At 71.8% G+C, this 20951-nt stretch carries 22 protein-coding genes and 1 pseudogene; 13 read left to right on the top strand and 10 right to left on the bottom strand.

Annotation, left to right across the window (positions count from 1 at the left end):
* Nucleotides 1–129 precede the first annotated feature (129 nt).
* Nucleotides 130–1110 (bottom strand): ATP-dependent DNA ligase, encoded by a 981-nt coding sequence (locus ABT063_RS38680; RefSeq protein WP_351065256.1) that lies wholly within the window; start codon nucleotides 1108–1110, stop codon nucleotides 130–132.
* Between the two features lie 84 nt (nucleotides 1111–1194).
* Nucleotides 1195–2676 carry an MFS transporter gene (locus ABT063_RS38675; RefSeq protein WP_351065254.1) on the bottom strand — a complete coding sequence of 494 codons (1482 nt, stop codon included), beginning with the start codon at nucleotides 2674–2676 and terminating at the stop codon, nucleotides 1195–1197.
* Nucleotides 2677–2934: 258 nt separating this feature from the next.
* Here ABT063_RS38675 and ABT063_RS38670 point away from each other — a divergent pair, with 258 nt between their 5' ends.
* The 10 genes from ABT063_RS38670 to ABT063_RS38625 all read left to right on the top strand — a co-directional run bounded on the left by ABT063_RS38670 (nucleotide 2935) and on the right by ABT063_RS38625 (nucleotide 11708).
* Nucleotides 2935–3588, top strand: coding sequence for a TetR/AcrR family transcriptional regulator (locus ABT063_RS38670; RefSeq protein WP_351065252.1), 654 nt, complete (start codon nucleotides 2935–2937; stop codon nucleotides 3586–3588).
* 31 nt (nucleotides 3589–3619) lie between these two features.
* Nucleotides 3620–4342: a response regulator transcription factor gene (locus ABT063_RS38665; protein ID WP_351065251.1), complete on the top strand. Its 723-nt coding sequence runs from the start codon at nucleotides 3620–3622 to the stop codon at nucleotides 4340–4342.
* A 216-nt stretch (nucleotides 4343–4558) separates the two neighbouring features.
* Nucleotides 4559–5788, top strand: coding sequence for a cytochrome P450 (locus ABT063_RS38660; protein WP_351065249.1), 1230 nt, complete (start codon nucleotides 4559–4561; stop codon nucleotides 5786–5788).
* A gap of 49 nt (nucleotides 5789–5837) precedes the next feature.
* The gene (locus ABT063_RS38655) at nucleotides 5838–6035 is read left to right on the top strand and encodes a ferredoxin (protein ID WP_351065247.1); all 198 of its coding nucleotides are present in this window, start codon (nucleotides 5838–5840) and stop codon (nucleotides 6033–6035) included.
* A complete protein-coding gene (locus ABT063_RS38650) occupies nucleotides 6032–7219 on the top strand; it encodes an NAD(P)/FAD-dependent oxidoreductase (protein ID WP_351065245.1) in 1188 nt (395 codons plus the stop codon). The genes ABT063_RS38655 and ABT063_RS38650 overlap by 4 nt, the downstream gene beginning before the upstream one ends.
* A gap of 372 nt (nucleotides 7220–7591) precedes the next feature.
* On the top strand, nucleotides 7592–7783 hold the full coding sequence (locus ABT063_RS38645) for a hypothetical protein (protein WP_351065243.1): 192 nt from the start codon (nucleotides 7592–7594) through the stop codon (nucleotides 7781–7783).
* Nucleotides 7784–7854: 71 nt separating this feature from the next.
* Nucleotides 7855–8373, top strand: a complete 519-nt coding sequence (locus tag ABT063_RS38640; RefSeq protein WP_351065242.1) for a MarR family winged helix-turn-helix transcriptional regulator — start codon at nucleotides 7855–7857, stop codon at nucleotides 8371–8373.
* A gap of 74 nt (nucleotides 8374–8447) precedes the next feature.
* Nucleotides 8448–8828 carry a DoxX family protein gene (locus ABT063_RS38635; protein WP_351065241.1) on the top strand — a complete coding sequence of 127 codons (381 nt, stop codon included), beginning with the start codon at nucleotides 8448–8450 and terminating at the stop codon, nucleotides 8826–8828.
* Nucleotides 8825–9304, top strand: coding sequence for a peroxiredoxin (locus tag ABT063_RS38630; RefSeq protein ID WP_351065239.1), 480 nt, complete (start codon nucleotides 8825–8827; stop codon nucleotides 9302–9304). The genes ABT063_RS38635 and ABT063_RS38630 overlap by 4 nt, the downstream gene beginning before the upstream one ends.
* A gap of 64 nt (nucleotides 9305–9368) precedes the next feature.
* Complete coding sequence (locus ABT063_RS38625; RefSeq protein WP_351065237.1) at nucleotides 9369–11708, top strand: SpoIIE family protein phosphatase; 2340 nt, start codon at nucleotides 9369–9371, stop codon at nucleotides 11706–11708.
* A 147-nt stretch (nucleotides 11709–11855) separates the two neighbouring features.
* On the opposite strand, the gene ABT063_RS38620 is transcribed toward ABT063_RS38625, so the two are convergent.
* From ABT063_RS38620 to ABT063_RS38605, 4 genes are all read right to left on the bottom strand, one after another.
* A complete protein-coding gene (locus tag ABT063_RS38620) occupies nucleotides 11856–11999 on the bottom strand; it encodes a hypothetical protein (RefSeq protein WP_351065235.1) in 144 nt (47 codons plus the stop codon).
* Between the two features lie 23 nt (nucleotides 12000–12022).
* The gene (locus ABT063_RS38615; protein ID WP_351065233.1) at nucleotides 12023–12448 is read right to left on the bottom strand and encodes a hypothetical protein; all 426 of its coding nucleotides are present in this window, start codon (nucleotides 12446–12448) and stop codon (nucleotides 12023–12025) included.
* A 146-nt stretch (nucleotides 12449–12594) separates the two neighbouring features.
* The gene (locus tag ABT063_RS38610) at nucleotides 12595–13194 is read right to left on the bottom strand and encodes a DNA polymerase ligase N-terminal domain-containing protein (RefSeq protein ID WP_351065232.1); all 600 of its coding nucleotides are present in this window, start codon (nucleotides 13192–13194) and stop codon (nucleotides 12595–12597) included.
* A 43-nt stretch (nucleotides 13195–13237) separates the two neighbouring features.
* A complete protein-coding gene (locus tag ABT063_RS38605) occupies nucleotides 13238–14068 on the bottom strand; it encodes an aldo/keto reductase (protein ID WP_351065230.1) in 831 nt (276 codons plus the stop codon).
* 69 nt (nucleotides 14069–14137) lie between these two features.
* Between ABT063_RS38605 and ABT063_RS38600 the strand changes: the two are divergent.
* From ABT063_RS38600 to ABT063_RS38590, 3 genes and pseudogenes are all read left to right on the top strand, one after another.
* Nucleotides 14138–14416 (top strand): annotated as a pseudogene (locus ABT063_RS38600) (transcriptional regulator); the annotation flags it as partial.
* Nucleotides 14417–14666: 250 nt separating this feature from the next.
* Nucleotides 14667–15224: a HEAT repeat domain-containing protein gene (locus ABT063_RS38595; protein ID WP_351065228.1), complete on the top strand. Its 558-nt coding sequence runs from the start codon at nucleotides 14667–14669 to the stop codon at nucleotides 15222–15224.
* Between the two features lie 97 nt (nucleotides 15225–15321).
* Nucleotides 15322–16296: a TauD/TfdA dioxygenase family protein gene (locus ABT063_RS38590; protein ID WP_351065226.1), complete on the top strand. Its 975-nt coding sequence runs from the start codon at nucleotides 15322–15324 to the stop codon at nucleotides 16294–16296.
* A 1-nt stretch (nucleotide 16297) separates the two neighbouring features.
* Here ABT063_RS38590 and ABT063_RS38585 read toward each other — a convergent pair whose 3' ends face one another.
* From ABT063_RS38585 to ABT063_RS38570, 4 genes are all read right to left on the bottom strand, one after another.
* Nucleotides 16298–17197, bottom strand: a complete 900-nt coding sequence (locus ABT063_RS38585; RefSeq protein ID WP_351065225.1) for an integrase core domain-containing protein — start codon at nucleotides 17195–17197, stop codon at nucleotides 16298–16300.
* Between the two features lie 121 nt (nucleotides 17198–17318).
* A complete protein-coding gene (locus ABT063_RS38580) occupies nucleotides 17319–18341 on the bottom strand; it encodes an LLM class flavin-dependent oxidoreductase (RefSeq protein WP_351065222.1) in 1023 nt (340 codons plus the stop codon).
* A gap of 80 nt (nucleotides 18342–18421) precedes the next feature.
* On the bottom strand, nucleotides 18422–19924 hold the full coding sequence (locus ABT063_RS38575; RefSeq protein WP_351065220.1) for a metallophosphoesterase family protein: 1503 nt from the start codon (nucleotides 19922–19924) through the stop codon (nucleotides 18422–18424).
* 56 nt (nucleotides 19925–19980) lie between these two features.
* A complete protein-coding gene (locus ABT063_RS38570; protein WP_351065218.1) occupies nucleotides 19981–20874 on the bottom strand; it encodes an MHYT domain-containing protein in 894 nt (297 codons plus the stop codon).
* Between the last annotated feature and the right edge of the window lie 77 nt (nucleotides 20875–20951).

The raw sequence follows: 20951 nt of genomic DNA, 5'->3' as shown, positions 1-20951 counted from the left end.
GGTCCGGCCGCAGCCCAACGGCTGTGGGGGACAAGGGAGTTCAGCTTCCCGGTTTTTCATGTCCGCGCCAAGAGGGCGCAGGCGTCTCTCCGGTAACGGCCGCCCCAACAGTTGGACCTTGACGGAGGGTCAGACCAGGTCGTCCGGCAGGTCGGCCGCCGACTCCTCGGGCGTGAGGTCCGGCCGCAGCCGCAGCCAGGACGGCTGGCGCAGCATCCCCGCCCGCGTACGGGTGCTGTAGCGGACCTCGCCGACCAGCCGGGGGAGCACCCAGTGCGCGCCCGCCACCGGCGGGACGGGATCGAAGGGGCACACGTCCGTCTCGGCGGCCCGCAGCAGTGCGGCGAGTTCGGTCCGCTCCGCTTCGCTCCAGCCGGTGCCCACACCGCCGACGTAGCGCAGGCGCCCGGCGGCACGCTGTCCGACCAGTACGGCGCCGGGCAGGCCCGTGAGCCGTCCCTTGCCCGGCAGCCAGCCGCCCACGACGACGTCCACGCTGCGCATGTTCCGGATCTTGATCCAGGCCCGGGAGCGCACCCCGGGCTCGTACACCGAGTCCAGCCGTTTGCAGACCAGGCCCTCCAGGCCGTGCTCGCGGGTGGCCCGCAGGGCCTGCTCGCCGTGGCCGACCAGGGCTCCCGGGATCGACCAGTGGGGGCCGGCCAGGCCCAGCTCCTCCAGCAGCGCGCGGCGCCGGACGTAGGGGAGCTCGAGCAGGGGCCGTTGCCCCAGATGCATCACGTCGAACAGCACCAGATGGACGGGGACCTCCGTCGCCCGGCGTGCCGCCCTGCCGGCCGCGTGGACCAGGCCCATACGGGACTGCAGCAACTGGAAGTCGGCACGGCCCTGTTCGTCCAGGGCCAGCACCTCCCCGTCCAGCACCGCCGGCGTGGCGCCGAGGGCACGGCCCAGCGGCCGCAGCTCGGGATACGCGGCGGTGACGATCTCCCCGGACCGGGCGCGCAGCACCACGCTGCCGTCCCCGGCGAGATAGACCACCACCCGCTGGCCGTCCTGTTTGGTCTCGTAGGCCCAGCGCGCGTCCTGCGCGGTGGGCGGCAGGGTGCCGGGCGTGGCGAGCATGGGAGGGATCAGCGGGAGGCTCACGGGTCAGTTCTCGACGGCCCCGCTCACGCGCACGCCCGCTGCCCGCCGGTTTCCCCTGAACGGCGCCGTCCGGGGGGCCCGACCTCAGTTCACCGAGGGTGCGCCGGCCGGCGATTCCGCGGCCAGCGGGGGCGTGGTCGCCGCGACCTCGGTGCGCCGCCCGGGGATGAACGCGGCGATGGCGAAGGCGAGCAGCGCGGCGCCGGCGCCGATGGCCATGACCGTCTTGAAGCCGTCCTCGGACGGCAGGGCGTAGCCGCCGAGGTCGATGGTCATCTGCGCGAGGATGACACCGGCGACGGCGCTGGCCACCGAGGTGCCGATGGACCGCATCAGGGTGTTGAGGCTGTTCGCCGCGGCCGTCTCGCTCGCGGGCACCGCGCCCATGATCAGGGCGGGCATCGAGCCGTATGTGAAACCGATGCCGGCGCCGATCACGCAGGAGACCATCACGAGGTGCCAGACCTCGGACATCAGCGTGATGTTCAGGCCGTAGCCGCAGGCCACGATCAGCGCGCCGATCATCAGCGTCACCTTGGGGCCCTTGGCCTTGGAGACGGCCGCCGAGACGGGGGCCGTGGCCATCATCACCAGGCCGGAGGGGGCCATCACCAGGCCTGCGGTCAGCAGGGACCTGCCGAGGCCGTAGCCGGTCCGGGTGGGCAGCTGGAGCAGCTGCGGCAGCACCAGCGACATGGCGAACATCGAGAAGCCGACCGCCACCGAGGCGAGGTTGGTCACCAGCACCTGTCGGCGGGCGGTGGTGCGCAGGTCCACCAGCGGCGCCTCGGTGCGCAGTTCGTACCAGCCCCACGCCAGCAGGACGAGCACGGCGGCTGCGAACAGGCCGAGGGTGGGGCCGCCGGTCCAGCCCCAGTCGCCGCCCTTGGAGATCGCCAGCAGCAGACAGACCAGGCCCACCGCCATACCGATGCCGCCGACCAGGTCGAAGCGGCCGCCGGTGCGCACCTTCGACTCCGGGACGAAGGCCGGGACGAGCACGAGAGCGATCACGCCCATCGCGGCGGAGGCCCAGAACAGGACGTGCCAGTCGAAGTTGTCGGCGATCAGTGCGGCCGTGGGCAGGCCCAGGGCGCCGCCGACACCGAGGGAGGCGCTCATCAGGGCGGTGCCCCCGGCCAGCCGCTCGGCGGGCAGCTCGTCGCGCATGATGCTGATGCCGAGCGGCACGACACCGGCCGCCAGGCCCTGCAGGGCCCGGCCGACGATCATCGGGACCAGGACGTCGCTCAGCGCGCACACCACCGAGCCCGTCACCAGCATCACGACGCTGATCAGGAGCATGCGGCGCTTGCCGAACATGTCGCCGAGGCGGCCGACGACCGGCGTCGCCACGGCCGCCGCCAGCAGCGTCGCGGTCACCGCCCACGCCGTGTCCGAGGCCGGGGCGTCCAGGAGCCTCGGCAGGTCGGGGACGATCGGGATGACCAGGGTCTGCATCAGCGAGACGACGATTCCGGCGAAGGCCAGCACCGCCACCACGGCTTTAGAGCTCGGCGGGGCGTCATCCCCCGCGTCGGCGGGTCTGGCAACGGCGTCGGACATGGCGGGGCCTTTCGGAGGTGCGGTGAAGGAGTCAGGACTCGACTGAGCATAAGTCAGCTGCTTGACTTACCTTAGTGGCAGGGCCTGCGTGCCCGTGACGTGGTTCAGGGGCAGGCGTCGGCCCACGCGCAGGACCGTCCAGGAGGTGCGGTTGCGTAGGCTTCCGGCACTGGAGAGCGCCGCTGGAGCGGCGGACCCGCGGCGGCACGAGGGGCTGGCCGTCGCCGGGGTGTCCCAAGCCCCGGTGCGGCGGTGATCATGGCGGGCGGGACGGTGCGGGCGGAACAGGTCAGCGCGACACGGGAGCTGATCCTGACCGCGGCGGAGCGGCTGTTCGCCGAGCGCGGCGTGTACGCGGTGTCCAACCGTCAGGTCAGCGAGGCCGCCGGGCAGGGCAACAACGCCGCGGTCGGCTACCACTTCGGCACCAAGGCCGACCTCGTACGGGCCATCATGCGCAAGCACGCGGCTCGGATCGAGGAGATCCGCGCCCGGCTGCTGGCCGCGACCGGCGACTCCACGGACGTACGCGACTGGGTGGACTGCCTGGTGCGCCCGGTGCCGGAACACCTCGCGGCGCTCGGCAGCCCCACCTGGTTCGCCCGGTTCTGCGCCCAGGTGATGACCGACCCGGCGCTCCGGTCGATCATGGTGGAGGAGTCCCTCTCCTCCCCGTCCCTGCGGCAGATCATCGAGGGACTGAACCGGTGTCTGCCCGATCTGCCCGCCGAGGTCCGTGCCGAACGCGGTGAGATGGCGCGCCATCTGATCGTGCACATGGCCGCCGAGCGGGAGCGGGCCCTGGCGGAGAACACCCCCACACCTCGTTCCAGCTGGCACGACGCGAGCACGGGCCTGGTGGACGCGGTCGTCGGCATGTGGCTGGCGCCGGTCACTCCGACCGTTACTTGAGTCAGGCAAGCAGAACGGTAGGGTGAGTCGCATGTACGGCAGCACCCGTGAGAAACCGGCGCTCGCCCGCGGCGCCGGCCAGCACCTCCTGATCATCGTCGAGGAGCCGGACGTCGCCGAGCTGCTCTCCACCACCCTGGAACTCGCGGGATACCGGATCAGTGTGGTCGGCACCGGAGTCGAGGCCCTGGCGCGGCTCGCGGAGCGGCGGATCGATCTGGTGGTCATCGACGCGGCGCTGCCGGACGTGGCGAGCCTCGGCCGGAACCGTCCGGCGGTCGTCCACCGGCCGCCGGTGCTCGTGCTGACGGCGTACGACTCCCTGGACCGGCTCGTGCCCGAAATGGGCCTGGGGGAGCGGGACTACGTCACCAAGCCCTTCCGGGTGGCGGAGGTCCTGGCCCGGGTGGAGGTCCTGCTGCGCGGCAGAGGTGCCGGACGGCCCCGGAACACCGCGCTGGAGTACTGCGATCTGGTTCTGGACGACACCCTGTGCGAGGCGCGGCGCGGGACGCGGGCGCTGGATCTCACGCCCGCCGAGTACCGGCTGCTGCGTCATCTCCTGGTCAACGCGCACAGGGTGCTGACCAAGGAACAGATCGGCCGGTACGTCTGGGGCGACTTCCGCGGCGACAACGCGATCGAGCAGCTCATCTCCCGGTTGCGGCGCAAAGTGGACCGGGACGCGCCCGCGCTGATTCACACTCGCCGAGGCTTCGGCTACTGGCTGGGGCGCGCCGACGCCGAGTCCTGAGGTGCGCCTTTAGGGGCTGCCCTTCTCTTCAACTTCCCTACAAGCGACGTGATTTAGCCACGTCAGACGCGGTGTGATCCGGGTCACGTCAGCCTTCTGTCAGGAAACTGACGGGTAGCCGTCAGCCCCCTCTGTTTGCATGTGCGCATCGAGGCCTCGACGACTTCACCCCGGCGCTCCGCACTTCGAGCGGAGCCCTCCACCCCGAGGAGAACCATGGCCGACACTCTGACCGGTACCACCCCCGAGGCGGCCGAACCGGTCCCCGAGTTCCCGATGGCCAGGGCGGCGGGCTGCCCCTTCGACCCGCCCCCGGCCCTCCGCGCCAAGCAGGACGGGGGGCGGCTGGTCAAGGTCCGTCTCTGGGACGGCAGTACGCCCTGGCTGGTGACCCGCTACACCGACCAGCGCGCCCTGCTCCTCGACCCGAGGGTCAGCGCCGACATCACCAGCCCCGGATATCCGCTCCAGGCACCCAGCAACGGCAAGAACAACATCAGCTTCATCCTGATGGACGACCCGGAGCACGCCCGGCTGCGACGCATGGTGACGGCACCCTTCGCGGTGAAACGGGTCGAGGCACTGCGGCCCGGCGTCCAGGAGATCGTGGACGACCTGATCGACGACATGCTCGCCGTCGGCGGACCCGTCGACCTGGTGGAGGCGTTCGCCCTGCCGGTGCCCTCGCTGGTGATCTGCCAACTGCTCGGAGTGCCGTACGCGGACCACGACTTCTTCCAGGAGAACAGCAAGACCCTCATCAAGCGGGACGCGGCCATGGAGGACCGGATGGCCGCCCACGGGAAACTGATCGGCTACCTCGACGATCTGATGGGTCAGAAGATGACCCACCCCGGCGACGACCTGCTCTCCGGGCTCGTGGAGCGGGTCGAGTCGGGCGAGCTGGCCCGTCAGGAGGCCGCCCAGATGGGCGTCCTGCTGCTCCTCGCCGGCCACGAGACCACCGCCAACATGATCGCCCTCGGTACGCTCGCGCTCCTCCAGCACCCGGACCAGCTAGCCCTGTTGCGCGACACCGACGACCCCAAGCTGGTCGCCTCGGCGGTGGAGGAGCTGCTGCGCTACCTGAACATCGTGCACGGCGGCCGGCGCCGGGCGGTGCTGGAGGACATCGAGATCGCGGGGCAGATGATCCGGGCCGGCGAAGGCCTGATCATCCCCAACGACATCGCCAACCGGGACCCCGAGGCCTTCCCCGACCCGGACCGGCTGGACATCACGCGCGACGCCCGCCGGCACGTGGCCTTCGGCTTCGGTGTGCACCAGTGCCTGGGCCAGCCGCTGGCCCGCATGGAACTCCAGGTCGTCTACAGCACCCTCTACCGCCGCATCCCGGCCCTGCGGCTCGCCGCCGAGGTGGACAGCCTGCCGTTCAAGCACGACGGATCGGTCTACGGCGTCTACGAACTGCCCGTCACCTGGTGAACGCGCCACCGACGGTCACCCCCCACTGACATCGAACGAGGTACGGAACATGCGTGTGGAACTGGACGAGCCGAAGTGCGTCGCGTCGGGGCAGTGCGTGATGGCCGCCCCCGAAGTCTTCGACCAGCGTGACGAGGACGGCATCGCCTTCGTCCTGGACGAGAAACCCTCGGCGGACTCCCTCGACGACGTGCGCGAAGCGGTGGCGATCTGTCCGGCCGCCGCCATCCGACTGGTCGAGCGGTGAACCGGATCGTCGTCGTCGGTGCCTCGGCCGCCGGCCTCGCGGCGGCCGAGACCCTCCGCCGCGAGGGCTACGACGGCACCCTCACCCTCGTCGGCGACGAGGCGATGCCTCCGTACGACCGCCCGCCCCTGTCGAAGCAACTCCTGGCCGCGGAGTGGGAGTCCGACCGGCTCGCACTGCGCACCTCCGCCGACCTGGCCGCCCTCGACCTCGACCTGCGGCTCGGTGTGGCGGCGACCGGCCTCGAACTCACCGACCGCACCGTCGCGTTGGCCGACGGCTGCGAAGTGCCGTACGACGGAGTGATCGTGGCCACCGGCGTGAGGCCGCGCCGGCTCCCCGGAGAGGGCGCGCACGTGCTGCGCACGCTCGACGACGCCCTGAGGCTGCGGGACCGGCTCGCGCCGGGGCGGCGGCTGGTCGTGGTGGGCGCCGGATTCCTCGGCGCGGAGGCCGCCGCCGTGGCCTGGCGCCTCGGCGCCCGGGTCACCCTCCTCGAACCCGCCCCGGTGCCGCTGGCGCACGCGGTCGGCACGGAGGTCGGTGAGGTACTGACCCGGGCCCATCTGGACCGGGGCGTGGACCTGCGCTGCGGGGTCACCGTGACCGAGGTGACCGAGGGCGGGGTGCGGCTCGCGGACGGCGAGCTGGTCGAGGCCGACGAGGTGCTCGTCGCCGCCGGCTCTGTGCCGAACACCGAATGGCTCGACGGCAGCGGACTGCCCCTGGGCGACGGCGTGGTGTGCGACGAGTACTGCGAGGCCGCGCGGAACGTGTACGCGGCCGGTGACGTCGCCCGCTGGTACAACCCGCTGTTCGGCACCTCGATGCGCATCGAACACCGCACCAACGCCGCCGAACAGGGCATGGCCGCCGCCCGCAACCTGCTCCATCCCGAGGCCCGCAGGCCGTTCGCCCCGGTGCCGTACTTCTGGTCCGACCAGTACGACATGAAGATCCAGGCGTACGGCTTCCTGCGCGGCCACGACGAGGTCGCCGTGGTGGACGGTGACCTGGCGGAGCGCCGGTTCGTCGCCGTGTACCGCACCGGCGACCGGGTGAGCGGAGCCCTCGCGGTCGGTATGCCGCCCAAGGCGATCCGGCTGTGGCGGCAGGCGATCGCGGCGGGCGCGATGTGGCACGAGACCGTGCGTGCCGAGGCCTCGGTGAGCGGGGCGTCGTAAACCGTCAGGAGGGACGCCGGCGGCCGGCCCACGGCCACAGTGACCCAGAGCGCGTCGTTCCGCTCGGAGTACGCCGACAGGTACAGGCCTCTGACCAGCGGCGCCGTGGTGACGGTGGAGGCCGTCGACGCGGCGGACTCGGTGCCCGTCAGCGCCAGGGCGCTGCCCGCGGTGAGCTCCACGGCGACGACGGCGCTCACCAGGGTGCGGCGGCGGTTACGGATGCCTGTGACGACACGGCCGCCGCGCTCGGCTGCCGCCCGAGCGCAGCCGACTGCTGCTGCTGTGCGCCACGGGGCTGACGGCCATGGCGGTCGTGGCGGCCGGACCGATCCCGTTCGTGGCCATGGCGCACCGCGGCTGGCACGCCGCGTGACCCGCGCCCCCGGTTCGAACGTCCTGCCGGCCGCGTGGATGGGCGCCCTCCTGGTGGCCGCCGCGGACCTGCTCACCCAGCGCGTGACCGGCTCCGCCCTGCTGCCGGTCGGCGTGGTGACGGGCGTGGCCGGCGGGGCCTGGCCGGCCTGGCTGCTGCGGGCCGAGCGGACGGCGGACCGGGTGTGACACGCGGCCGTGACCTCCGGGAGAGACGCCAAATTACTTGAGTTACGCAACAAGATGCTAAAGTGGCTCGTATGTCCACACCACCGCTCCCCGACGTCCCGTCCCCGGAAGTCATCGAGATCGAGCGGGCGCTCACCCGCATCACCTATCTGAGCACGCGCGCCCGGCAGCACGACCGTCTGATGGCCCTGGCCGACGTACCGCTGGACCGCGCGGCCGTGGCGCTGCTGCGCCAGGTCGCCGACTCCGAGCCGCTGCGCCCCGGGGAGCTGGCCACCCGGCTGGGCGTGGAGGCCTCCCACGTCACACGCACGGTGCAGCAACTGCAGAAGTCCGGCTACGTCACCCGCGTCCCCGACCCCGACGACCGCCGCGCCCAGCGCATCCAGCTCACCGACGCCGGACAGCGGGCCATCGACCGGATCCGCGATGCCGGGGCGCGCGGCATGCAGCTGGCCCTGGCCGAGTGGTCGCCCGAGGAACTGCGTCAGCTCGCCAGGCTCTTCCACCGCATGGTCGACGACTTCCTCTCCCACGCAGTCGACGACGAGGCCGAACAGCAACCCGTGTCCCCGGCGGGCGGCGCCTGACCCCACGGACCCTGGCCGTAAGGGAAGTTCTACGGTCCAGTAACATCGCGCGGCAGGTCATCTGAGGAGGAACCGTGCCCCGGTCCGAACGCTCGCCCCTGCTGCTCGCCGGCCTGCTGGCCGCCGCGGGTGTCGCCCACTTCGCCGCGCCACGCCAGTTCGACGCGACCATCCCGCGCGCCCTGCCGGGCGCGCCCCGGACCTGGACGCACGCGAGCGGCGTCGCCGAACTGGCGCTGGCAGCGGGCGTCGCCCTGCCGCGCACCCGGCGGGCGGCCGCGCTGGCCACGGCCGCGTTCTTCGTCGGGGTGTTCCCCGCCAACGTCAAGATGGCCGTGGACTGGCGCCACCGTCCCGCCCCCTTGAAGGCCGCGGCCATCGGACGGCTGCCGTTGCAGGTGCCCCTCGTGCTGTGGGCGCGCAGCGTCGCCCGGACCGGGGAGGGACGGTCGTGACCGGACGTGTGGAGATCGGCGACACCATCGAGGACTTCACGCTGCCGGACGAGACCGGCGCGCCCCGCAGCCTGTCCGGCCTGCTCGCCGACGGACCCGTGGTGCTGTTCTTCTACCCCGCCGCCCTGACCCCGGGCTGCACCGCGCAGGCGTGCCACTTCCGCGACCTGGCCGCCGAGTTCGCCGCCGTCGGCGCCCGGCCCGTCGGCATCAGCGGCGACCCCGTCGAACGCCAGCAGGAGTTCGCCGGACGCCACACGCTCGGCATGCCGCTGCTGTCCGACACCGACGGAACGGTCCGGGAACGCCTCGGTGTCAAGCGAGGCTTCTCCCTCGCCCCCACCAAGCGCACCACCTTCGTCATAGCCGAGGACCGGACGGTCCTGGACGTCGTCCGCAGCGAACTGCGGATGAACGCGCACGCCGACCGCGCCCTCGAAGCACTGCGCACCCACCGGGCGCGACCCGGGAAGTGACGGGCGTGCCCCGGTTGCCGCAGCACGCTTGATGCGGTGCGGCAAAGGGACCATCCTGGATCATATGGAGCATGCCTCCGCTGCGGCGATCACCGATGCCCGCGGCATCGTGACGGGGTGGAGCGACGGCGCCCGGAGGCTGACGGGATACCCGGCCGAGGAGGTCGTGGGACGGCCGGCGCGGGAGCTGCTCGCCGAGGACCCGCCGGACGGGGCCGTGGCGAGTCTGGCGGGCAGCGTCGTGCTGCGGCACCGTGACGGCACCTCCCTCACGCTCACCCTGCGGGCGTGCCCCGTGCAGGGCCCGGACGGCGCACCGGACGGCTTCGTGGTCACCGCCGACCAGCCCAGAGGGCCCGAGACGACACTCGCCGGGCAGGCCTTCCAACAGGCGTCGGTGTCGATGTCCGTCTTCGACACCCGCCAGCACTACCTGCGCCTCAACGACGTGGCCTGCCGGGTGATGGGAGTGCCCGAGGAAACCCTCCTCGGCCGGTATTTCCTGGACACCGTGGAGGACGCCGTACACAGCCGCGGCTTCCTCAACAAGCTGCGCCAGGTGGCCGAGACGGGCCGGCCGGGCCACTACGAGAGCTTCACGGGCGCCCCCTCCCTCAACAGGGAGCACTCCTGGAACACCGAGATGTGGCCCGTACGGGACGCCTCCGGCGAGCTGACCGGGGTCGCCCTGGCCGCGTTCGACAGCACCGAGCAGTACTGGGCCAGACAGCGGCTGGCCCTCCTCAATGAGGCATCAGCCACGATCGGCACCACCCTGGACGTGGTGCGCACCGCCGAGGAACTCGTGGAACTCCTCGTACCGCGGTACGCCGACTTCGCCAGCGTGGACCTGCTGGAGTGGGTCCTCGGGGCGGAGGAGTCCCCCACGGTGCTGGACGGCGAGATCGTTCTGCGCCGCGTCGCCCACGGCTCCGGCACCGAGGGCACCCCGGAGGCGGCTGTACGCCTGGGCGAGGTGGACGTCTATCCCGGGTACTCGCCGCCCGCGCGGGCGCTGCGGCAGGGGCGGGCGGTCCTCAGCCAGGCGGGCGAGCCGGACTTCATGCGCTGGGTCGCCGAACGCAACGCACGGGCCCCCGCGGGCCGCCGCCACCGCAGGGGCGTCCACTCGATGCTCGCGGTGCCGCTGCGGGCCCGGGGCACCACACTGGGCGTCGCGGTGGCCATCCGCATCGCCCACCCCGACGACTACGGCGCCGACGACGTCGTCCTGGCCGAGGAACTCGCCAGCCGCGCCGCCGTCTGCATCGACAACGCCCGCCGCTTCGCCCGCGAACGCACCACCGCCCTGGCCCTGCAGCACAGCCTGCTGCCCCGGGGTCTGCCCGGACAGGCGGCGGTCGAGGTGGCCCACCGCTATCTGCCGTCGGGCTCGCTGGCCGGCATCGGCGGCGACTGGTTCGACGTGATCCCGCTGTCCGGCAGCCGGGTCGCCCTGGTCGTCGGTGACGTCGTCGGCCACGGCATCGCCTCGTCGGCGACCATGGGACGCCTGTGCACGGCCGTCCGCACCCTCGCCGACGTGGACCTCCCGCCGGACGAACTCCTCACCCACCTCGACGACCTGGTCACCCACCTGGCGGCCGACGACCGCGGCGACGAGGTGGCGGAACTGGGCGCCACCTGCCTCTACTCCGTCTACGATCCCGTCTCCCGCCGCCTCAACCTGGCCGCCGCGGGCCATCCACCCCCGGCCCTGCTGTTGCCCGACGGCACGGCACAGCTCATCCCGCTGGCCGCGGGACCCCCGCTCGGTGTCGGAGGCCTGCCCTTCGAGGCGACCGAATTGGAGCTGCCCGAGGGCGCCGTCGTCGCCCTGTACACGGACGGTCTCATCGAGGACCGGGACCGCGATGTCGACCATGCCACCGACGAGCTGTGCCGGGCCCTGACCGCGCGCGCCGGCACCCTCGACGCCCTGTGCGACACCGTGCTGAAGGCCGTGCTCCCGGAGGAGCCCACCGACGACGTGGCCCTGCTGCTGGCCCGCACCCGGGCGCTGGGCGCGGACCGTGTCGCCACCTGGGACGTGGAGCCCGACCCCGCCCATGTGGCCGCCACCCGGCAGGCCGCCACCGAGCAACTGACGGAGTGGGGACTGGACGAGGCGGCCTTCGTCACCGAACTCGTCGTCAGCGAACTGGTCACCAACGCGATCCGCTACGGCGAGCCCCCCATCCAGCTGCGGCTGATCCGGGACCGCACCCTCATCTGCGAGGTCTCCGACGGCAGTTCCACCTCCCCGCACCTGCGCCGGGCCCACGCCTTCGACGAAGGAGGCCGCGGCCTGCTCCTGGTCGCCCAGCTCACCCAGCGCTGGGGCAGCCGGCAGACCGGCAACGGCAAGACCATCTGGGCCGAGCAGTCGCTGACGCCCTTCTGATCACTCGAAGGGACAGCCCGCTCAGGCCGCTGCCCGCTCCCGTGTCGGCGGCACGGACGTCCAGCGGAACCCACCCACCTCCTGCTCCGGGGGGCAGGACCGCGGTGGTCGTCGAAGGCCGGGCTCGCAGCTCTCCCCAGCGGCGGGTCAGGAGTGGCCGGCCATGGCGGGTGTCGCCTGGGTCCGGGAACTCGGGGCGGCGGATTCATGCCGGGCCAGGCCGCGTGTCTCGGGTGCCCAGACGATGGATACGGCGGGGCCGACCAGGCTGATGGTCGCGGCGGTGAGCATGGCGCCGCCGATACCCCAGCCGGTCAGAGCCAGGGAGCCGGTAGGTGCCGACGGCGGCGCCGATACGGCTGGCTGAGGAGGCCAGGCCGACAGCGGAGCCGCGTACCTCGGTGTTGATCCTCGGCGTGTTCCCGGCGGCGCCGTCCGTGGTGATGACCCTCTTCGCGCTGTACGCCATCATCATCGGCGGCACCCAGATCCTGCAGTGGGACGGACTTCGGCAGACCTTCCTCGTCGATCTCTTCTCTGGCCCGAGCACGGACGGCGGGGTCAGCCGCTATGAGATCACGCAGCAGCGCCTCATCCCGGATGTGCTCCCGCTCGTGCAACACCATGCGCCGGTAGAGCAGCAGCCCGATGTCCTCCGCCGCGGTGGTCGCCCGGTCGATCCCCCACTCTTCCAGCGACTCGTCGATCAGGAACAGGAAAGCGAGCAGCAGCCCGTACACGCGAACAGGCACGCACAATCCACTCCCTGCGCCGGCCCATCAACACCGACCAGAGCCAAAGCCCGGCCAATGCACAGCGCCCGACCCCGTCCTGGCCTCCCTGGACAGCCTCTGAAGCCGAAGAGACAGCGTTGCCGAGCCGGGCGTCACTCCGGGCCGTCGGCGGCGACCTGGGCGAGGGTACGGCCCGAGCGCACGGAACGGGCCCGGCGCGGGTCGGGGGTTCCGTGCCCGTGAGCGCGGCCCTCGGCCTTCTTCACCAGCAGCCAGGACTCGTCCTTCCCGCCGCGGAACCGGGTCAGGGCGTACTCGCCGTGCAGCTTCGACCCGTGCAGCCGGAACGTCGCGTGCCCGTGCTCCAGCGACTCCCCGAAGTCGACGGACCGTCCCTTCCGGTCGTGGCTCAGCGGCTCGTACGTGCCGTGATCCCAGACGATCACCGTGCCGCCGCCGTACTCGCCCTCCGGGATCACACCCTCGAACTCCTCGTACTCCAGCGGGTGATCCTCGGTCGGCACGGCGAGCCGCTTGTCGTGGGGATCGTCGGACGGTCCCTTGGGGACCGACCAGGACTTCAGTACGTCGTCGACCTGGAGCCGGAAGTCGAAGTGCATGGTGCGGGCGTCATGGATCTGCACGACGAACCGGGGTTCCTCGCCCGAGGAAGCCTGCTGCCCCTTCGGCTCACCGGTCCGGCCGAAGTCACGTTTGCCGCGGTAGTCCCGCAGCCGGTCGCGCTCAGCCACGGTCGCCTCCTTCCTCGACCGCCCCGAGTACCCCGGCGAGGGGTCAGAACTCCTCGTGCACCTCCGGATCACCGCCGATACGCCGGTGGGCGCGGTCGGCGATCGCCGTCATCTGGGCCGGGTCCAGTTCGAAGCCGAAGACGTCGAGGTTCTCGCGCTGCCGCTCGGGGTTCCCCGACTTCGGGATGGGGAGCGCGCCGAGCTGGATGTGCCAGCGCAGGACAACCTGGCCGGGCGTCACCCCGTGGGCCTCGGCGATCGTGCCGACGACGGGATCGTCCAGCAGCGATGTGCCCCGGCCCAGCGGGCTCCAGCTCTCGGTGAGGATGCCCTTGCCGGCGTGGAAGGCGCGCAGCTCTTCCTGCGGGAAGAAGGGGTGCAGCTCGATCTGGTTGACGGAGGGAAGGACCCCGGTCTCCTTCTCCAGCCGTTCGATGTGCTCGGCCGTGAAGTTGGAGACGCCGATGGACCGGACGAGGCCCTCCTCGCGCAGCTTGATCATGGCCTTCCACGAGTCGACGTACTTGCCGACGCGGGGGAGCGGCCAGTGGATGAGATACAGATCGACGTACTCCAGGCCCAGGCGCGCGCGGGACTCCTCGAAGGAGGCCAGGGTCTCCTCGTAGCCGTGGTGCCGGCCGGGGAGCTTGGTCGTCACCACGAGCTCCTCGCGAGGGACTCCGCTGCCGGCCACGCCACGGCCGACACCGGTCTCGTTGCGGTAGTTCGTCGCCGTGTCGACCAGGCGGTAACCCGCCTCCAGCGCACTGCGTACCGCCTGCTCGGCTCGCATGTCGTCCATCGGCCAGGTGCCGAGGCCGAGGGCGGGGATCGTCGTGCCGTCGTTGAGCGTGTGCGTCGGGATGCTGCTCACTGTCGGACCTTCCCTTGACTGTGTCGTACGCCCAGCGTCGCGGACAGGGTGAGCGGTGATCAACCGGACCGGCGGTCCGCCGTGCGGCTCGGTTACCGCCCGGCCCCCGTCGCCCGCGCGGCCTGCTCCGCCGCCGTACGGCGATGATCGGCCTGGTCACCGGCGAGATCGCGTCCTCGCCCTTCACGGGCCCGGCTGTGGCGGGTCGCCATGGCTGCCCGCCGTCGTCCCCGCCGAGCGCGCCGAAGGCCGTACGGCCGCACGCCTTCTGCTGGAGCAGAGGCACCGAAGGACGGCGCGCTGTTCGGAGGTCTTAACGACATCGCGGCGGCCGAGCGGCTGCGCGGCTAGGGACGCGCTGCTACAGCGACCGAGTCGCTGCCGGCGTCCTGCACGCCGCCCGGTGATCAGTCCGCGCGTCGGTGGGACCTGTGCCCATCCGGTGACGACGGCCCGGGCTCCCGTCACGACCAGCTCCTGGCGGGGAGAGCGGTGAGCCCGCCGACGAGGGCGGCGGTCGGCGTCTGAGGCAGGCACACCGGAAAACCGTTTGGGACTGCCGGAGCAGCGCGCGCACTCGTTCCGGAGGGAGGATGATATGTCGACAACCGGCATTCCCGACGGCGTCCTCGTCGACGCGCTGGGCAGCGAACCGCGCCGCCCCGACGCCTTTCGCGCACTGCTCCGGCGCGGCCCGTCCGCCGTACCGGCCATCCGCCGAGGGCTGACCCACCCCGACGGGAAGGTGCGCGAGCAGTGCTGCAAGCTGCTCGACGAACTGCTCGTCCCGGAGGCGCTGGACGACCTGACCGCCCGGCTCGACGACCCCGACGCCCGGGTGCGGATCGCCGCCCTGCACGCCCTGTCCTGCGAACGGTGCAAGCCGGACGCCGACTCCTGCCGCCCCGACCGTGCCACGCTGCTGCCGCGCGCCGCCCGTCTCCTGCACGACGATCCGGACCCGCACGTCAGGACCCACGCGGTGGAACTCGTCGCGCTGTGGGCGCATGCCGACCCCGACGCCCTCGCCGCCCTGGTCCGCGCCCGCGACGGCGACCCCTCACCGGTCGTGCGCAAGAAAGCGGGCTGGTACGCGCCCGGCGGGCCCATCCACCGCCGGACCGCGCCCAAGCCCTGGCGCGCGACACGGAGATGACCGTACGACGCCCTGTCGCCCCGCACAGCGAACGCTGTCACGATCTTCAGGGAGCCGGCCCGACCCGAGCCGGTACGGACGGACCATCGGAGCGTGCATGACGACGGACAGGACCAGTGCGGACGGTTCGGAGCAGGCCACGGGGATCGAGGTGCAGCCGGTCGCCGGACACATCGGGGCCGAGATCACCGGCGTTGATCTGGCCGCCGACCTCGACGACGCCGTGGTCGCCGCGATCCGGGCCGCGGTGCTGCGCTGGAAGGTCGTGTTCTTCCATGGGCAGCGGCTCGACCACGCCGGGCACGTGGCGTTCGCGCGCCGCTTCGGCGCACCGGTCGCCCTACGGCGGCGCGGCAGCGCGTCACCGCAGGACTTCCCCGAGATCGAGACGACCGCCGACCGGCTGGAGCTGGGCGGCAGGTTCGGCATGGAGCACGACGAATGGCTGCGACGCCGACGGCACACCCTGCTGCGCGGCTGGCACTGCGACCACGGCGCCCGCATCGATCCGCCGGCCGCGACGATCCTGCGCGCCGAGACAGTTCCTCCCTACGGCGGCGACACCACCTGGTCCAACCTGGCGGCCGCTTACGCCGGGCTCTCCGTCCCGGTACGGGAGTTCGTGGACGGGCTGCGCGCCGAGCACCGGCTGGGCGTCGGCTACCAGCCACGGCCGGGTGACGACACGTACGTCCGGCACCTGCTGGACCACCAGGTCGCCTCGCTGCACCCGCTGGTGCGCGTCCACCCCGAGACAGGGGAGCGCATCCTGTACGTCAACGGCTACTACGTCGAGCAGATCGCCGACCTCTCCCGGCCCGAGAGCCGGGCGATCCTGGACATGCTGCTGGAGCAGGCCACCCGGCCCGAGTACACGGTCCGGTTCCGCTGGGAGCCGGGTAGCGTGGCCTTCTGGGACAACCGCGCCACCATCCACCTGGCGCCCGGCGACAACGCCCACCTCGACTTCCCCCGGATCATGCACCGGGTGATGCTCGCCGGTGACGTCCCGGTCGGCGTGGACGGCAAGCCCTCGGAGCCGGTCGTCGGGACCGCGCCCGGCCGCTGGTGACCTAGGTGTGTTGTCCGGACAGGTTGGTGGCGCGGCTGGCTGGGGTTTGGCCGCGGATGCCGGTGTGGGGTCGGTGGTAGTTGTACCAGTCCAGCCAGTCGGGAAACACTGCCTGCCGCTCGGCTTCCGAGGTGTAGGGCCGCTGGTGGGCCCACTCCTCCAGCAGAGTGCGGTGGAAGCGTACGACGTTCCCGTTGGTCTGGGGCCGCCAGGGACGGGTCCAGCGAGGGCCGGTGCCCAGGTCACGGCAGGTGTCGCGCCAGGTGTTGAACCATGCGGTGGCCCGTTGCGGGAAGGCGGCGCAGGTGGCCGCTTTCTCGTCGGGCAGGTCTTCGGTGCAGGCCAGGCGGGAGTGATCGTCCAGGGCGGTGTGCGGGTAGAGGTAGCCGCGGCCGGTGCGCGCCTGGTTCTTGCGGCCGGCCGCCCGGCCCAGGGCCTTGTGGCCGCCGCCGTCGGGGATGCGGCCGAGCTTCTTGACATCGATGTGGACCAGTTCGCCGGGCCGGGCGCGTTCGTAGCGGCGCACGGGCTCGCCGGTGGCCCGGTCGCAGGCGGCCAGCGCGGGCAGACCATGGCGGGTCAGGATGCGGTGGGCTGTGGAGGCGGCGATGCCGGTGCGGGCTGCCAGCCGCACCGGGCCGATGGGGTGTTCCTGCCGCAGCCGCACGACCTGGGCTTCAACGTCGATGCGGGTCTTGTGCGGGCTGTGGTGGGGGCGGCTGGAGCGGTCGTGCATACCTGGGGCGCCGTGGTGGCGGTAACGGCCGGCCCATCGGGCGGCGGTGGTGTGGCTGACCTGGAAGCGTTCCGCGGCCCGCCGCACGGGCCAGCCGTCATCGACGACACACCGGGCCAGACGCAGCCTGCCGGTCGGGGTCAGTGGGGCGTTACGGTGGGACAACCAGGGCCTCCTGGCTGCCGGTTGTAGATGTCGCAATCCACACCGAACCCGGAGGCCCTCACCTCTTTCAAGGACCACTCAAGGGCGTGTCGCCTGTCACCAACGTGCCGGGACAGCACACCTAGGGCCGCCACCCCAGCGCCGGGCCCAGCTTCGTCGCCATGTCCGTGAGGATCTGCACGTAGTCCTCGTGCTCGAACGTGAACGGCAGCGCGAACGCCACCTCGTCGACCTCGCGGAACGCGGCGTGCGCGGCCAGCCGTTCGGCGATCTCCTCCGACGTGCCGACCAGGTCGGGCGCGAACATCAGGCGCGCCGGGCCCTGCGGTGAGGTGGTGCGAAGGGTGCGCTTCGCTGCGTACTCCTCGTACTTCACGCGCTGTTCGGGCGAGGCGGAGTCGGTGGGGATGACGACGAGGCCCTGGGAGACGCGCGCCTCCTCGCCGTCGGGGTGGGCGGTGCGGAAGGCGCGGATGTGCGACAGCTGGATCTCGGCGAAGTCCGCCGGCCCTTCGGGGTCCTCCGCCTTGACGACGCTGCTGGTCAGGAAGTTCATGCCGTGCTCACCGGCCCACCGCGCCGAGCCGAGGCTGCCCCCGCCGTACCACAGGCGACGGCCAAGTCCGGGGGAGTGCGGCTGCACCTGGTCCGAGAAGACTTCGAACCCCTCGACCCCGCTGAAGTCGGTGGCCGGCTTGCCCCGCACGAAGTCCAGCAGCCGCCGCACCCGCTCGTAACCGAAGTCCTCGGCGTCGGCGGTGTCGGGGTACAGCGCGTCCTTGACCTGCTCGTAGTGCATCGGCGGGCCGACGCTGACGCCCGGGTTGAGGCGGCCACCGGACAGCAGGTCGACGGTCGCCAGGTCCTCGGCCAGCCGCAGCGGGTTCTCCCAGCCCAGCGGGATCACCGCGGTGCCGAGCTCGATGCGGTGGGTGCGCTGCGAGGCCGCCGCCAGGACGGCGACCGGGGACGAGATGCCGTACTGCAGATGACGGTGGCGGACCCACGCGCTGTCGAAGCCCAGCCGCTCGCCCAGCTCGATGATCTCCAGCGTGGACTCGTGTCCCCGGCGCGGATCGGCCTCGTCGAACAGGCCGATGGTGAGGAAACCGAGCTTGCGCAACGGTCGTGAGGTCGGCGGCATGGGCCCCTCCGTCGTTCGTCGTCCATGTCGTACGGCAGTGCCAACCGGAGGGTGATCAGCGGTGTTCCCCAACTCCTGGGTCAGACCAGTGGAATGGTGACCTCGTCCTCGACCGGCGGGTCGACCTCCTGCGCGCGGTTGCCGGTGGCCGCGTAGCAGCGCAGCCGGACCGTCTCGGGGGTGACGTCCAGGCGGAGGAAGCACTTGAAGAACGGCGGGCTGTACGTCGCCGAGCTCGGGGAGAACAACTGCGTGTAGATCTTGCGCACGGGGAGCCGGAACCGCGAGGTGCGGTCGGGGCGGCCCCCGGCCCCCAGGAGGCTCGCCACGAGACGCGTGCGCCAGGTGACCCGCGTGGGCCCGCCCGGAGTGCGGGTCGGGGGGATGCCCAGCCGCTCGGCGATCACGGCCGTGGCCTCGGCCTCGGTGAGGGTGAAGAAGCGGCGCAGGCGCAGTCGGCGGCCGTAGAGCCTGCTGTAGAAGGCGAGGGAGTCGCCGCGCAGCGGGTAGCAGCGGAAGTCCTTCTCGGTGACGTTCCCGACCGAGATGTGGGGGATGGTGTGGGTGGCGTGCATGAACGCCCCGCCGCCGCCCGAGACGACGTACTGGATGGTGCGGCCGTCCACCTGCACGGGGTAGCGCTGGTAGTTGTGGATGTCGCCGCCTATCGCCGCGACGTAGTGGTGGGCGGGGTCGCGCACGATGTCGTCCACCGTGCCGCCGCCCTCGATTGCGCAGGGGTGGTGCTCGCCGTCCACATACAGGGGCGATCCCGTGATGAGGATCTTCGGGCGCGGGCCCTGGGAGACCTCGCGCAGCCAGGCGCCCTGTTCGGCGTCGAGGGTGCCCAGCAGGCCCGTGTCGATGCCGATGATCCGGACCGGCCCTGAGTCGATGGCCCAGTACGGGCCCGGCTGGACGGCCTGTTGAGCCTTCGCGGAACGCAACTTGCTGTCCTGGTCCAGGCGTTGGCCGTCGTTCGCGCGCGGCCGGTGCCACAGGAGGGACCGCAGCCAGGCGCCCGAGAGGGGGCGGGGCGCGGGCTCGGGGGCCAGGGGCGGGGCGTCGTCGCAGAAGACGCGCATGAAGCCGCCGAGGTCCTCGTACCAGTCGTGGTTGCCGGGTATCGCGTAGATCGGCGCCTGGTAGTCCTGGTACGGCCGGAAGAACTTCGTGGCGTAGTCGTCCGCGCTGCCCACCGGGTAGATCACGTCACTGGCGAGGACGGCGAACCGCGTGTCCTGACCGACCTTCAAAAACCCCGGCACGACGGCGTACTGCGGGTCGTCGCCCTCGCCGGTGTCGCCGATGACCAGGAAGGAGAACCGGTCCGGATCGTCGCGCCGGATCACCTTGTCGGCGGGGGCGCCGGCCGCCGCCCGCTGCGCCACCCACCTGGTGCGGGTACGGCCCGTGGGGTCCCCGAACCAGGACGCCACCACGCCGTTGCGGGAGACCCACAGCGTCTTCGGGTTGAGCCACGAGAGCTTCTCGGCCTTGTGCGGCATCAGCCGCTTGTACGCACCGTGTTCCGCGGTGCCCCAGCCGGCGCCTTCGGCGGTATCGCGTGAAGAGTCAGACACCGGTGCACCGTAACAATGATCTAGACCGGCCGAAGCCCCGCCCGGCGAACCGGGGTTCACCAACGGTGGGCGTGCGACGGCGCCGTCGACTGATCTCGCTGAGCCCGTGCGGCGCCCGCCGCGGTCTCGAAGGGGGAGCCGGGCTCCGGCGCGGGAGGCTCGGCAGGTGCGGTCCGGGTGGCACGCCGTGAGGAGGCGGGAGGTTTCCGGTCGCCGTCGCTCAGGACCAGCAGCGGGTCGAACATCACCACCACGCCGGCCAGAAGAAGGAAGATGACGGGCCCCAGCAGCATGGGCAGCAGCAGCGAGATGGGCGAGTCGCCGGCCCAGGTGCCGCCCGTCGTGTCGTGCACATGGACGCTGACGGAGGCCATTCCCGTGTAGTGCATCCCGGACACGGCCACGCCCATGATGAGACTGGCCCCTAAGCTCGTCACGAAGCCGCGGATCGAGACGGCCGCCCACAGGGCCGCGGTGGCGGCGATGATCGCGATCACCACGGAGAGCGCGACGACGGACGGGGTGTAGCGGATGTCGCCGTTGAGGTGCATCGCCGCCATGCCCAGGTAGTGCATCGCGGCGACACCTAACCCGGTGATGACGCCCGCGATGGCCAGCGTGGAGGTGCGGGCGCCGCGATAGCCCACGGTGAACACGCCGATGCCGACCACGACGATCGCCACGGCGAGACTGAGCACCGTCAGGCCCACGTCGTAACGGATCCGGGTCTCCTCGACCTGGAAACCGATCATGGCGATGAAGTGCATCGTCCAGATGCCGCAGCCGATCGAGGCGGCGCCGAGCGCCAGCCAGCCGGCTTTCCACGACTGCCCGCCGAGCAGCGTCCGGACGATGCAGCGCAGGCCCAGAGCCCCGCCCAAACACGCCATCAGATAGGCCGCCACAGGGGTTACCGCTCCGTAGCGGAACCCGTCAACTGTGCCTTCCATAGCCAACTCCCCCCGAGTTCGTGGCTGGTTGTCGGGGAAGGGTTACGGGTCATGGACGGGCAAAGCAAGGGCTTACC

Origin of the sequence: Streptomyces sp. NPDC002838, from assembly GCF_040295365.1 — a bacterium.
Classification (GTDB): domain Bacteria; phylum Actinomycetota; class Actinomycetes; order Streptomycetales; family Streptomycetaceae; genus Streptomyces.
The sequence above is the reverse complement of the archived record's forward strand: the minus strand, read 5'-3'. Positions and strand labels throughout refer to the sequence as shown.

Excerpts from the sequence above, each read along its gene's own strand:
- ABT063_RS38675 (WP_351065254.1), bottom strand. The coding sequence starts at position 2,676 with ATGTCCGACGCCGTTGCCAGACCCGCCGACGCGGGGGATGACGCCCCG.
- ABT063_RS38670 (WP_351065252.1), top strand. The coding sequence starts at position 2,935 with ATGGCGGGCGGGACGGTGCGGGCGGAACAGGTCAGCGCGACACGGGAG.
- ABT063_RS38665 (WP_351065251.1), top strand. The coding sequence starts at position 3,620 with ATGTACGGCAGCACCCGTGAGAAACCGGCGCTCGCCCGCGGCGCCGGC.
- ABT063_RS38660 (WP_351065249.1), top strand. The coding sequence starts at position 4,559 with ATGGCCGACACTCTGACCGGTACCACCCCCGAGGCGGCCGAACCGGTC.
- ABT063_RS38655 (WP_351065247.1), top strand. The coding sequence starts at position 5,838 with ATGCGTGTGGAACTGGACGAGCCGAAGTGCGTCGCGTCGGGGCAGTGC.
- ABT063_RS38640 (WP_351065242.1), top strand. The coding sequence starts at position 7,855 with ATGTCCACACCACCGCTCCCCGACGTCCCGTCCCCGGAAGTCATCGAG.
- ABT063_RS38625 (WP_351065237.1), top strand. The coding sequence starts at position 9,369 with ATGGAGCATGCCTCCGCTGCGGCGATCACCGATGCCCGCGGCATCGTG.
- ABT063_RS38620 (WP_351065235.1), bottom strand. The coding sequence starts at position 11,999 with ATGCTCACCGCCGCGACCATCAGCCTGGTCGGCCCCGCCGTATCCATC.
- ABT063_RS38595 (WP_351065228.1), top strand. The coding sequence starts at position 14,667 with ATGTCGACAACCGGCATTCCCGACGGCGTCCTCGTCGACGCGCTGGGC.
- ABT063_RS38590 (WP_351065226.1), top strand. The coding sequence starts at position 15,322 with ATGACGACGGACAGGACCAGTGCGGACGGTTCGGAGCAGGCCACGGGG.
- ABT063_RS38580 (WP_351065222.1), bottom strand. The coding sequence starts at position 18,341 with ATGCCGCCGACCTCACGACCGTTGCGCAAGCTCGGTTTCCTCACCATC.
- ABT063_RS38570 (WP_351065218.1), bottom strand. The coding sequence starts at position 20,874 with ATGGAAGGCACAGTTGACGGGTTCCGCTACGGAGCGGTAACCCCTGTG.